Source organism: Nocardia sp. NBC_01499, from assembly GCF_045040275.1.
Taxonomy (GTDB): Bacteria; Actinomycetota; Actinomycetes; order Mycobacteriales; family Mycobacteriaceae; genus Nocardia.
Window position 1 is genome coordinate 8,969,293 of record NZ_CP109426.1, and the last position, 13,122, is coordinate 8,982,414.

The following is a 13,122-nucleotide window of genomic DNA, read 5'->3' on the forward strand; positions in this document are numbered from 1 at the left end:
TGACATCCGCACGCGTGTTTGTGCGGCGAGTCGCGGTGCGGGACATCAGAAGGCGTGCGGCTGTTGGGGCAGCGGCCGGGTCGCCAGCCGGGCGACTAGCGCACTGCCTTCTGCGCGGCCTTGATGAACTGGGTGATGAGGTTCTTGAGGCCGAACTCGAGGACCTTGGCGGGCACAGGGAGGCTGGGCTCGGACTCCATCGTGTAGGAGACCAGGGTGCCGTTGTCGGCGTCGGCGAAGGTCACCACGCCGACGTGCCGTTTCACCGGGGCGCCCTTGACGATCTTGTATTCCATCCGCTCGCCGGGCACCAGCTTGGTGATCTCCTCGGTGATGCCGACCGGGCCGACCCCGAGCAGGTGTTGTGCGCCGACCCCTTCGCGCTCGGTCAGGCCCGGCTTCGTCAGCTTGACCTGGATCGGGAGGTATGGGCTGATGCTCTCGCGGTCGGCGAAGAGCCGATACACCACATCGCGCGGGGCGGCGATGATGGCGTCGACGGTCGTGCTGGCCATGGGGTCTCCTCTTCGAGTTACCTGTGACGGGCAGCATATAGGTATCACCTTGGCGGCCAGTGCGCTGATGTAACCGGTGTCACAGACAGTTGGCTCGACGCATCGTCGGGGCGCTCGGCGGCCGCGGTCGCTTCGAGTAGGCGCAGCGCGGTTGGTTCCGGCAATCGTGCCGTCAGCAGGCGCCGCGCAGACCGACCTCGGGCTGGTCACGTTGGGGCTGATGCTGATGCCGTAGACCGACCTCGGGCTGGTCACGTTGGGGGCCGAGGCTGATGCCGCAGACCGACCTCGGGCTGGTCACGTTGGGGGCCGAGGCTGATGCCGCAGACCGACCTCGGGCTGGTCACGTTCGGGGCCGAGGCTGATGCCGCAGACCGACCTCGAACTAGTCGCGTTCGGGGCCGAGGCTGATGCCGCGGGTGGCGAGCCAGGGGAGCGGGTCGATGCGGTTGGTGCCGTTGAGCCAGACCTCGAAGTGGCAGTGCGGTCCGGTGGCCTCGCCGCGGTTGCCGACCGTGGCGATCTGGTCGCCCGCCAGCACGCGCTGGCCGATGTTGACCAGTGACGTGTTGATGTGGCCGTACACCGTGATCGTGCCGTCGTCGCCGAGCAGGCGCACCCACATGCCGAATCCGGCGGCCGGTCCCGAGCTGATGACGGTGCCGTCCTCGACCGCGACGATCGGGGTGCCGATGGGTGCGGCGATATCAACGCCGGGATGCAGTGCGCCCCAGCGCATTCCGTAGCCAGACGTGAAGGTGCCCGAGGTGAACTTCATGAACAGCGGGCGCAGCTTCGCGGCGGCCTCGGCCGACATCTCGTCGGCGACCTTGCTGCCGTTGCTCAGGATGTCGCTGAACTGACCGAGGTCGGCCGGTCCCTCGTCGAGCAGCCCCGGTTCGGTGGCGGTGGGCGGTGCCGGTTCGAATGCCTGTGGCTGGCCGAGCGCCATCGGGGCGACGGTTTCCACGGGCGGTTTGTCATTGGTTGTCAAGAAGTTCTGCCCGGCGGCGACGAGCGCACCGGCGGCAACCGCGACGATGGCGGCGCGGCCCTTCAGCGCGGCGGGCGGCGCTGGCATCCGATGCTTGCCGCCGCGGCGCTTGCGTTGTACCGGAAGGTCGGCGACGGGCGATGGCTGCGGATCTGCCGGGGGCCACGGGTCGGCCGACTGCGCCCACTGCTCACCCGACTGTGACCACTGCTCCGCCGCGGGCCACGAACTGTCCGGCAGTGGCTGCTGATCCGCTGGCGGCCACGAATTACCCGGCCGCGTCCGCTGCTCCGCGGCCGGCCATGAACTGCCCGGCCGTGCTCGCTGATCCGTCGACGGCCACGAATTGCCTTGCCGTGCCCGCTGATCCGCTGACGGCACGCGATCGCCCGACCGTGCTCGCTGATCCACCGATGACGGCCACTGATCCGAGGGCCGCACCCATCGATCGTCCGGAGCCCACTGATCCGCCGCCGCCCATTGATCTTCCGACGACCACGGCTCCTCCAGCGACGGCCACGCATCGGCCTGCCGCTTGGAGTAGCTATTAATTTGCTGACCACTGCTCGAATTGCGCAGATCGGCGACAAGGCGCCGCTCGGCATCGATCGTCCGGTGTCGGCTCATCGAATCGACCGCATTTGTCGGCAATGTCCAGAACCTGGCGGTATCGGAGAAATGTCTGGTCTTCGGCGCAAAAGCCTGGTCTCCCTGGCTATTTCGAGGCACATCACGCTGTCGTCCTTTGTCACATCACGTCGAGATGTCGTCGGGCTGGTCGACGGTAACGAAACGGTAGCGGTCTTGCTCGTTGGGCGCGCGGATTAAGGGCCCTTATGTGACGGTCGCCACGTTTGACACGCTGTCACGGCTTCTTCCGCGTGTCGCGTGTCGTGTCACTGTTGTCACAGTGATGTATGTGGTAGATGGTGCGGCGCGCCTCCACCAACGGTTGAGGGTTTGCGTGCAGCATCGGAGCCATGAAGATGCTGGCGTTGTTGTCGAGGAACACCGAAACGCTGCCCGGCCTCTCCGGGATGGCCCGGGTGGATCGCAACACCCGGCGCCTGCTGAAACGAGTCGGACCGGGGGATGTCGTCGTGCTCGACGAGATGGACCTGGACCGGCTCACCGCCGACCGGTTGGTCGAGGCGGGGGTGGTCGCGGTGATCAATACGTCGCCGTCGATTTCCGGCCGCTATCCCAACCTCGGCCCGGAAGTGCTGGTGGCGAACAACATTCTGCTGCTTGACACGGTGAGCTCGGACGCGTTCAGCAAGATCAAGGACGGCGTCAAGGTCCGTATCCACGAGGGTGTCGTCTACGCCGACAAGCTCACCAAGAAGGAGCCCGAGGTCCTGGTCGAGGGCCTCGAGCTGACCGATTCCGATATCGCCGAGCGGATGATCGAGGCGCGCAACGGGCTCGCCGATCATCTGGAGGCGTTCGCGGGCAACACCATCGAGTTCATCCGCACCGAGAGCGCGCTGCTGATCGACGGCATCGGCGTGCCGGAGCTGGAACTATCGATGAAGCATCGGCATGTGGTGGTGGTGGCCGACGGCCCAGACCACGCCGAGGACCTCAAGCGGCTCAAGCCGTTCATCAAGGAGTACGTGCCGATCATGGTCGGCGTCGGCCGCGGCGCGGACACCCTGATGAAACAGGGCTACCGCCCCGACCTCATCGTCGGCGACCCGGACGAGATCACCAGCCCCACCTTGAAATGCGGCGCCGAGGTGATCCTGCCCGCCGACACCGACGGCCACGCCAAGGGCCTGGAACGCATCCAGGATCTCGGCATCGGGGCGACCACCTTCCCGTCCTCCGGCGCGCCCGCCGACCTGGCGCTGCTGCTCGCCCATCACCACGGCGCGTCGCTGATCGTCACCGCGGGCGCCGCCGCAACCCTCGACGACTTCTTCGATCGCAGCCGCCGCGAGAGCAATCCGGCGACGTTCCTGACCCGGCTCAAGCTCGGCACCAAACTGATGGACGCCAAAGCCGTCGCCACGCTGTACCGAAATCGGGTGTCCGGCATCGGCGTCGCGCTGGTGGTGCTCGCCGCCCTGATCGCGGTGATCGTGGTGCTGCTCGCCTCCAATACCGGCACCGACGCCATGGCCTGGGCCGCCGACACCTGGGACCGGTTCGCGCTGTGGGCGCAGGGCCTGGTCGGCGCTGGCAACAAATGACCAAGGGAGAACGATGATCTCGTTACGCCAGCACGCCATCTCGATCGTGGCGATCTTCCTTGCCCTCGCCATCGGCGTTGTGCTCGGATCGCAGACGCTGGCCGCGGATCTGCTATCGGGATTGCGCGCGGACAAATCGGATCTGCGCCAACAGGTCGACACGGTGTCGGAGCAGAACCGGCACCTCACCGACCAGATGAACGCGGCCGACCGCTTCATCGCCGGATCCGCTGGCCGCATCCTCGGCGGCACCCTGGCCGATCGCAGCGTCGCGGTGTTCACCACGCCCGACGCCGATCCCGCCGACATCGAGGGCGTGACCAAGTCGCTGGAGACCTCGGGTGCGACCATCACCGGCCGGATCGCGCTCACCGACGCGTTCGTCGACGCCACCGAGGGCGACCGGATGCGCACCACCGTCACCAATGTCATTCCCGCCGGTGCCCAATTGCGTACCGGCGCAGTCGATCAGGGCAGCATGGCCGGTGACCTGCTCGGCCTCGTCCTTCTGCTCGATCCGGCCAACGGGCAAACCCGCGGCACCCCACAGGAACTCGGCCTCGTCCTGGAAACACTGCGCGGCGGCGGCTTTCTCGCCTACGGCGACACCCCGGTGCACCCGGCCCAGTCCGCGGTCGTGATCACCGGCAACGGCGCCAAGTCCGGTGAGAACAGCCAGGGCGCCAACATCGCGCGCTTCGCGGGCGCACTGCGCGGCCGTGGCGCGGGTGTTGTCCTCGCCGGACGTTCCGGCGCGGCCGAGAACCCGGGGCCGCTCGCCATCGTCCGCTCCGACGGCCCGCTGGCCACCTCGGTCAGCACCGTCGACAACCTGGACCGCGAGATCGGCCGTGTCACCACCGTGCTCGCGCTGAGCGAACAACTGAACGGCGGCACCGGCCGATACGGCACCGGCGACAAGGCGACCTCGCTCACACTCGCTTCTGCCCCTCGCTAGAAGTACGCGGCCATCTCACAGCAAACGTGCGTGGCGTTAGAACTGGACGCCTGATCCGTGTTACCGTGAAGACCCGTGGGTCATACACGGAATCAGGCGCGAACGGCCACGAAGCACATCTTCGTCAGCGGTGGAGTCGCCTCCTCATTGGGTAAAGGTCTTACCGCCTCCAGCCTCGGTCAGCTGTTGACGGCGCGTGGACTGCGCGTCACGATGCAGAAACTCGACCCCTACTTGAACGTCGATCCCGGCACCATGAACCCCTTCCAGCATGGAGAGGTTTTCGTGACGGAGGACGGGGCCGAGACCGATCTGGATGTCGGTCACTACGAGCGGTTCCTCGACAGGGACCTGACCCGGGACGCGAATGTCACGACCGGGCAAATCTATTCGACAGTCATCGCCAAGGAACGTCGCGGCGAATACCTCGGCGACACGGTGCAGGTGATCCCGCACATCACCGACGAGATCAAGAGCCGGGTGCTCGCCATGAGCGCGCCGGACGCCGACGATCAGACCCCCGACGTGGTCATCACCGAGATCGGCGGCACCGTCGGCGATATCGAGTCGCAGCCGTTCCTCGAGGCGGCTCGCCAGATCCGTCACGATGTCGGCCGGGACAACGTCTTCTTCCTGCACGTCTCGCTGGTGCCCTACCTCGCCCCCTCCGGAGAGCTCAAGACCAAGCCGACCCAGCACTCGGTGGCGGCGCTGCGCAATATCGGCATCCAGCCCGACGCGCTGATCCTGCGCTGTGACCGCGAGGTGCCGCAGGCGCTCAAGAGCAAGATCGCGCTGATGTGTGACGTCGACGTGGACGCCTGCATCTCCACCCCGGACGCGCCGTCGATCTACGACATCCCGCGCGTGCTGCATCGCGAAGGCCTCGACGCCTACGTGGTGCGCAAGCTCGGGCTGCCGTTCCGCGACGTGGACTGGACCGTGTGGGGCGATCTGCTCGATCGGGTGCACTCGCCGCGCGAGACGGTCGAGGTCGCGCTCGTCGGCAAGTACGTCGACCTGCCCGACGCGTACCTGTCGGTCACCGAGGCGTTGCGCGCGGGCGGGTTCGCCTCGCGGGCCAAGGTACTCATCCGTTGGGTGCCGTCGGACGAATGCGAGACCCCGGCCGGTGCGCAGGCCGCGTTGCGTGACGTGGACGCGGTGCTGATCCCCGGTGGCTTCGGTATTCGCGGCATCGAGGGCAAGGTCGGCGCCATCCGCTACGCCCGAGCCCGCGGCATTCCGCTGCTCGGGCTGTGCCTCGGTTTGCAGTGCGTTGTCATCGAGGCGGCGCGTTCGGTCGGTCTTGCCGAGGCCAACTCGGCCGAATTCGAGCCGGACACACCGCATCCCGTCATCTCCACGATGGCCGATCAGGAACAGGCCGTCGCGGGTGAGGCCGATCTCGGCGGCACCATGCGTCTCGGCGCCTATCCGGCCACCCTGGCGAAGGGTTCGGTCGTCGCGCAGGCGTATGGCAGCGAGCAGGTTTCCGAACGGCACCGGCATCGCTACGAGGTGAACAATGCCTACCGCGACCGGATCGCCAAGAGCGGGTTGCGTTTCAGCGGCACCTCGCCCGACGGGCATCTGGTCGAGTTCGTCGAACTGCCCGCCGACGTGCACCCGTTCTTTGTCGCCACCCAGGCGCATCCTGAGCTCAAGAGCCGCCCGACCCGCCCGCACCCGCTGTTCGCGGCGCTCGTCGCGGCGGCGCTGGAATACAAGCTCGCCGAGCGGCTTCCGGTCGACATCCCGGACGAGGAATTCGCGAGCGCGGCGGATCAGGCGTAGGACGATGACGCAGGACGGTGGCACCGCCGAACCGGGCAGCCACGATTTCGAGACCGTGTCCAGCAAGACCGTCTACAGCGGCGCCATCCTGGCGTTGCGGCTCGACCAGGTGCGGATGCCGGGCGGCAAGGTCGTCGAACGCGAGGTGATCGAGCATCACGGCGCGGTCGCCGTCGCCGCGATCGATGACGACGACAACGTGGTGCTGATCAACCAGTACCGGCATCCGATCGGCAGGCGGCTGCTCGAGCTGCCCGCCGGTCTGCTCGACCTGCCCGGCGAGGACCCGCTCGTCGCCGCGCAGCGTGAGCTCGCCGAGGAGACCGGACTGGCTGCCAGGGAATGGGCCGTGCTGGTGGATGTGGCGCTCTCGCCGGGGTTCACCGACGAGGCGTTGCGGGTGTACTACGCCCGCGGTCTGTACGAAACCGACCGGCCGGAGCCGGAATTCGAGGAGGCGGACCTGGAGATCGTCCGGATGCCGGTCGATGAGGCGGTGCGCGCGGCATTGGCCGGGGAGATCGTCAACGCGACCGCCGTGGCCGGTGTCTTCGCGTTGGCCGCTGCCCGCGCCGGCAATGCCGAGCTACGGTCGGCCGACGCGCCGTGGCCAGGGCAGCCCACCGCGTTCCTGCGCCGCAAAACAGCCGCGAAGTCGACGGACTGACGGGGACCGCGGGTGCTCGCGCGGGAATTGGACGCCTACCTCGACCATCTCGCGGTCGAGCGCGGCGCCGCGCGCAACACCCTCGGCGCCTACCGGCGTGACCTCGGCCGGTACCTCGACTTCCTGACCGGGCGCGGTATCGCCGCGCTCGATCAGGTCGCCGAGGGCGACGTCGCCGAGTTCACCATGGCGCTGCGGGCCGGTGGCACCGAATTCCCGCCGCTGGCCGCGAGTTCGGTGGCCCGCGCGCTCATCGCGGTGCGCGGGCTGCATCGTTTCGCCGCGGCCGAGGGGATGACCACCACCGATGTCGCGCATGCGGTGAAGCCGCCAGCGCCGGGTCGCAGGCTGCCCAAAGCGCTGCCGTACGACCAGGTGTTGAAACTGCTCGAGGCCGCGGGCGGTGGTTCGGTGAACGATCCCGATGCCGCGCCGGGCACCGACGGCGGTCCGCGCGGTCTGCGTGACCGGGCGTTGCTGGAATTGCTCTATTCCACGGGCGCACGGATTTCCGAGATGGTCGGCCTCGACGTCGACGACATCGACACCGACGAACGCGCTGTCGTGCTGCACGGCAAGGGCGGCAAACAGCGCATGGTGCCGATCGGCAGGCCCGCGCTCGCCTCGGTCGACGCGTACCTGGTTCGGGGCCGGCCGAAGCTCGCCGCGAGCGGAAAAGGCAACGCGGGCGCGCTGTTCCTCAACGCGCGCGGCGGCCGACTATCACGGCAGAGCGCCTGGCAGGTACTACAAACCACAGCCGAACGCGCGGGCATCGGCGCCACGGTTTCGCCACACACGTTGCGCCACTCCTTCGCCACCCACCTGCTCGACGGTGGCGCGGATGTCCGCGTGGTCCAAGAACTTCTAGGCCACGCCTCGGTAACAACCACCCAGATCTACACCCTCGTCACCGTCAACACCCTCCGCGAAGTCTGGGCCACCGCCCACCCCCGCGCCCGCTGAACTTCGCAGCCAGGCGCATCGAGACCGCCAACGACCTCAGACCAAGCGACAGATAGGTCAACTTCGCACACCCCCTTCGTCTCTCACATACCCCTCAGCACGCCACCCGATATGTGACGGATGAAGCGGGTGTGCGAAGAAGTCTCGACCCGCGGAGTTTTCGCTGTGCTGACACCGGGTATCGTCCGTTTCGAGTGTTTCCGGCAGCTCGGCCGGAGCGACCGCGGGGAGGCGGAATGGGGCAGCATGGATGCGTCGCACGACCGGTTCGACGTGCGTTTCGACGGTGACCCGGAGTGGCGCTGAGCGATACGCGGTAGCGTCTTGCTGTTCGCGGCCCGGCGTGGTGCCGCGAACACGCCGCGCGCGTCGCGGCACTTGACCGCTCGTACGCGGTAGCGTCTATCGAGAGTCGGACCGTACGAAAGCGAGGGTCGGGCCTGATCGGCCTCGCTACGCTCGGCGAGGCAACGGGCAGGAACGTATAAGGAGCAGCGGATCGTGACATCAGCCGAAGCGGCAGAGCCGCCGATGGGTGCTGGGGCGGAGCCGCGCACGGGGCAGCGCACGGGTCCGTACTCGGAGGCCGCGGCCGAAACCCTGTGGGGCACCGGGGCCGAACCGGTCCCGGAGGACGCGGCACTCGGACCCACCGGGCGCCCACTGCGCCTCGTGCCGGACCCACCACCGCTGGAACGCCACGGCGACGCCCTCATCGTCGCCATGTGCAACCAGAAGGGTGGCGTCGGCAAGACGACCTCCACCATCAACCTCGGTGCCTCGCTTGCCGAATACGGGCGCAAGGTGCTGCTGGTCGACCTGGACCCGCAGGGCGCGCTGTCCGCGGGATTGGGTGTGGCCCACCACGATCTCGACCTGACCGTGCACGACCTGCTCGTCGGCTCCAAGGGCTCGATCGATGACGTGCTGATGCCGACGCGGGTCGAGAACATGGATCTGCTGCCGAGCAATATCGATCTGTCGGCGGCGGAAATCCAGCTGGTCAACGAGGTTGGGCGCGAGCATTCCCTCGGCAGGGCACTGCATCCCATTCGTGACAAGTACGACTACATCATCATCGACTGCCAGCCCTCGCTCGGTTTACTCACCGTCAACGCGCTGGCGTGTTCGGACGGTGTGATCATCCCGATGGAATGCGAGTACTTCTCGCTGCGCGGGCTCGCACTGCTCAACGACACCGTGGAAAAGGTGCGCGACCGGCTGAACCCGAGGCTGAGCCTGTACGGGATAGTGGTCACCATGTTCGACGCTCGACTACTCCATTCCCGTCAGGTGATGGCACGAGTCGTCGAGGTGTTCGGCGACCTGGTCTACGACGCGGCGATCTCACGCACCGTCCGTTTCCCCGACGCCAGCGTCGCGGGCGAACCGATCACCACCTGGGCACCGAAATCCGGTGGGGCCGAAGCATATCGGGCAATGGCGCGGGAAGTCATCCACCGGTCCGGCCGGTGATCGGCGGCCCAGACCCCGCGCCACCCGCAGCAGTAACCCACTCACCCGGCTCGGAGTCCGATGACGACTCCGCACCGGGTGATCTCCTGGAGCGGGCCGACGCAGCCCCCGACGCCCCGGACGAACAGGCCGACACGGTGACTTCGAGCGAATCGGGCAACGCGGCAACGCCAGACCTCGACGTATCGCACGAGACGACTGTGCTCGATGATGTCGACATGCCCGACAAGCCACCCACCGCGGACTCCGAATTCGTTTCGGAGTCGATCGCTGTGGGCGATGTTGCCGAGCGTGCGGAGAACTCGGGCGACGCCGTTGGGCGAGACGATGCCGTCGTATCGATGGGTGCTGTTGTCCGCGCCGCTGATTCCAGCAGCGCGGACAACGATGCGGTTGTTGCCGCTGCGGTCGTGCCTGGCGATGCTGCGGCGGTGTCCGACGGTGCTGCGGTCGTGCCTGGTGATGCCGCGGCGGTGCCCGGCGGTGCTGCGGTCGTTTCCGGTGGTGCTGCGGCGGTGTCCGGCGGTGCTGCGGTCGGGCCTGGTGATGCCGCGGTCGTGCCCGGCGGTGCTGCGGTCGTTTCCGGTGGTGCTGCGGCGGTGTCCGGCGGTGCTGCGGTCGGGCCTGGTGATGCCGCGGTCGTGCCCGACGGTGCTGCGGTCGTTTCCGGTGATGCTGCGGCGGTGTCCGGCGGTGCTGCGGTCGGGCCTGGTGATGCCGCGGTCGTGCCCGGCGGTGCTGCGGTCGTTTCCGGTGGTGCTGCGGCGGTGTCCGACGGTGCTGCGGTCGGGCCCGGTGATGCCGCGGTCGTGCCCGACGGTGCTGCGGTCGTTTCCGGTGATGCCGCGGCGGTGCCCGGCGGCGCTTCCTCCGGTGAAGGCTCCGCGCCTGAGGAGAAGAAGTCCGGATTCCATCTGCGGCTGAGTAACTTTCAAGGGCCGTTCGATCTGCTGCTGACGCTGATCAGTTCGCGCAAGCTCGACGTGACCGAGGTGGCGTTGCATCAGGTCACCGACGAGTTCATCGCCTATACCAAGGCGTTGACCGCAGCGCTGTCCGACGACGCCACGATGAAACTGCGGGCCGACAAGATCCTGGATCAGACCACCGAATTCCTGGTCGTCGCGGCCACCTTGCTCGATCTCAAAGCGGCGCGTTTGCTGCCCTCGGGAGAGATGACCGACGCCGAGGACCTCGAACTGCTCGAGGCGCGCGACCTGCTGTTCGCGCGGCTGCTGCAATATCGGGCGTTCAAACAGGTTGCCGAGCTGTTCGGCGAGCTGGAGGCCGTCGCACTGCGGCGTTACCCGCGCGCGGTCGGGCTGGAGGAGTGCTTCGCCGACCTGCTGCCCGAGGTTACGCTGGGAGTAGACGCGCACGAATTCGCCGCCATCGCCGCAGCCGCCTTCCGCCCACGCCCGGTGCCCAAGGTCGGCCTCGACCACCTGCACTCGCACGCCATCTCGGTCGCCGAACAGGCCGCGCTCGTGCTCGAACTGCTCAAACTGCGCGGCAAAGGTGGCTGGACCACCTTCGCCGAACTGGTCGTCGACTGCGACGTGCCGATCGAGATCGTCGCGCGCTTCCTCGCACTACTAGAGCTCTACCGAGGCAAAACGATCGAGTTCGACCAGCCCGACCCGCTCGGCCCACTGTCGGTCAGCTGGATCGGCGACGACGTCCAGGACGAGCCTGCGGACCTGACCATCGAGGAGGATTACGGGTGAGCGAGCGTCAGCGAGCGAACCAAGGACGCAGCGTGCGTTCGCGCGCGACGGAACCGAGCGTCAGCGAGGTGGAGTCGTGAGCGACACCGTGGACGCCGACGTCTCTGATACAACCGACCGCGACACCGACGCGACGGAAACTGGCGGTAAGAACACCGAGGCAGTAGAACTCTCCGCCAAAGCGACCCCCTCGGGCGACTCGGCGCGCGCCGCCACGGGTGGAACCGCTGTCACCGCGAAGGAGTCCGCCGGTACCTCCGTCGCTGACACTGAGGCTCCGGTTGTCGATGACTCGACCGCGGGGGATGCCGCCGACGCGATTTCGGCTGCCGTCGCGACACCCTCGGGCGACTCGGCGCGCACTGCCACGGGTGGAACCGCTGTCACCGCGAAGGAGTCCGCCGGTACCTCCGTCGCTGACACTGAGGCTCCGGTTGTCGACGACTCGACCGCGGGTGATGCCGCCGACGCGATTTCGGCTGCCGTCGCGACACCCTCGGGCGACTCGGCGCACGCTGCGAGGGGTGAAACCGCTGCCACCGCGAAGAAGTCCGTCGGTACATCGGTCGCCGACACCGAGGCTCCGGCTGTCGATGACTCGACCCCGGATGATGCCGACGACGTGATCCCGGCTGCTGAGGACACAACTTCGGATGCCGCTACCGCGATTCCGGACACTGACGACGCAGCTCCAAATGCTGACGACGTGGCTCCCGACGCCGCCGCTCCGAACTCGACCACCCACGACGCGACACCAGTCGCCAATGACACAGTGGCGGAGTTCACCCCCGAGCATCTGGACGATGCTGAATTCCGGTCGGCGTTGGAGGCCATGCTGCTCGTTGTGGACGCTCCGGCCCCGGTAGAGCAGTTGGCGGCGGCGCTCGACGACACCACCGAGCGGGTGGATGAGGTGTTGCGGGAGATGCGGGCGGAACTGTCCGCGCGGGGCAGTGGGATCGATCTGCGTTTCGTCGGGGACGGGTGGCGCTTCTATACTCGCAGCGAGTACGCACCATATGTTGAACGGGTGCTGCTCGATGGCGCCCGCACCAAACTGACGCGGGCGGCTTTGGAAACTCTGGCGGTGGTGGCATACCGTCAGCCGGTGACCCGGACCAGGGTCAGCGCGGTGCGCGGCGTGAACGTCGATGGGGTGATGCGCACGCTGCTGGCCAGGGGCCTGCTCGCCGAGGCAGGTGTCGACCCGGAAACCAACGGGACGATGTACTGCACGACCGAGCTGTTCCTGGAACGGATCGGACTCGCGTCGCTGTCCGATTTGCCGCCACTGGCGCCCCTGCTCCCGGGCGTCGACCTGATCGATGAGATCAACGAGAGCCTGGATACGGACCCCCGTTACACCAGGCTGAAAAAACCCGCCGAGGCCGACTTGGACCTTGGCAGCGAGGATTGACAGGACAAAATGAATACTTCCGCTCGCCGAGATGGCACACCGGATCGCAGGAAACGCAATGACGAGCAGCAGCGGCCCGTAAGAGGCGCAGGCGCTGCTCGAAGGGGGACCGAACGCGGCGCGGCGCGCAGTGAAGGCGGCTACCGCGGCACCGCACAATCCAGCAGCCCGCGCGGAAATGCGCAGGGCGGCAACGCATATCGCGGCAGCACCGGACAGGGCGGCAGTGGATACCGCGACCGTTCCGAGGGCGGCACATCTCGCGGCCGCACCGACCGTGGCAACGCGCAGGGTGGCGGCTCCTACCGCGACCGTTCTGAGGGTGGCAACGCGTATCGCGGTCGTTCCGAGGGTGGTTCCGCGCAGGGTGGCTACCGCGGCTCGCGTGATGGCAACGCGCAGGGTGGCAG

At 67.6% G+C, this 13,122-nt stretch carries 11 protein-coding genes; 9 read left to right on the forward strand and 2 right to left on the reverse strand.

The window, feature by feature from the left end:
• Window positions 1-95: 95 nt before the first annotated feature.
• The gene (locus tag OG203_RS40875) at window positions 96-515 is read right to left on the reverse strand and encodes an SRPBCC family protein (protein WP_405162544.1); all 420 of its coding nucleotides are present in this window, start codon (window positions 513-515) and stop codon (window positions 96-98) included.
• A gap of 385 nt (window positions 516-900) precedes the next feature.
• Window positions 901-1,749 (reverse strand): M23 family metallopeptidase, encoded by an 849-nt coding sequence (locus OG203_RS40880; protein ID WP_405168160.1) that lies wholly within the window; start codon window positions 1,747-1,749, stop codon window positions 901-903.
• 740 nt (window positions 1,750-2,489) lie between these two features.
• On the opposite strand from OG203_RS40880, the gene steA reads away from it, so the two are divergent.
• From steA to scpB, 9 genes are all read left to right on the forward strand, one after another.
• Entirely contained in the window at window positions 2,490-3,704 is a 1,215-nt protein-coding gene (steA, locus tag OG203_RS40885) for a putative cytokinetic ring protein SteA (protein WP_405162545.1), read from the forward strand.
• Between the two features lie 13 nt (window positions 3,705-3,717).
• Window positions 3,718-4,662 (forward strand): copper transporter, encoded by a 945-nt coding sequence (locus OG203_RS40890; protein ID WP_405162546.1) that lies wholly within the window; start codon window positions 3,718-3,720, stop codon window positions 4,660-4,662.
• A 75-nt stretch (window positions 4,663-4,737) separates the two neighbouring features.
• Window positions 4,738-6,459, forward strand: coding sequence for a CTP synthase (locus tag OG203_RS40895; RefSeq protein WP_405162547.1), 1,722 nt, complete (start codon window positions 4,738-4,740; stop codon window positions 6,457-6,459).
• 4 nt (window positions 6,460-6,463) lie between these two features.
• A complete protein-coding gene (locus OG203_RS40900; RefSeq protein ID WP_405162548.1) occupies window positions 6,464-7,126 on the forward strand; it encodes an NUDIX domain-containing protein in 663 nt (220 codons plus the stop codon).
• Window positions 7,127-7,138: 12 nt separating this feature from the next.
• On the forward strand, window positions 7,139-8,092 hold the full coding sequence (gene xerD / locus OG203_RS40905) for a site-specific tyrosine recombinase XerD (RefSeq protein WP_405162549.1): 954 nt from the start codon (window positions 7,139-7,141) through the stop codon (window positions 8,090-8,092).
• A 165-nt stretch (window positions 8,093-8,257) separates the two neighbouring features.
• The gene (locus tag OG203_RS40910) at window positions 8,258-8,398 is read left to right on the forward strand and encodes a hypothetical protein (RefSeq protein ID WP_405162550.1); all 141 of its coding nucleotides are present in this window, start codon (window positions 8,258-8,260) and stop codon (window positions 8,396-8,398) included.
• A gap of 225 nt (window positions 8,399-8,623) precedes the next feature.
• Window positions 8,624-9,568 carry a ParA family protein gene (locus OG203_RS40915; protein WP_379292109.1) on the forward strand — a complete coding sequence of 315 codons (945 nt, stop codon included), beginning with the start codon at window positions 8,624-8,626 and terminating at the stop codon, window positions 9,566-9,568.
• A gap of 851 nt (window positions 9,569-10,419) precedes the next feature.
• Window positions 10,420-11,295, forward strand: a complete 876-nt coding sequence (locus tag OG203_RS40920; protein ID WP_405168161.1) for a segregation and condensation protein A — start codon at window positions 10,420-10,422, stop codon at window positions 11,293-11,295.
• 772 nt (window positions 11,296-12,067) lie between these two features.
• Complete coding sequence (gene scpB, locus OG203_RS40925) at window positions 12,068-12,712, forward strand: SMC-Scp complex subunit ScpB (protein ID WP_405168162.1); 645 nt, start codon at window positions 12,068-12,070, stop codon at window positions 12,710-12,712.
• The last annotated feature ends 410 nt before the right edge of the window (window positions 12,713-13,122 follow it).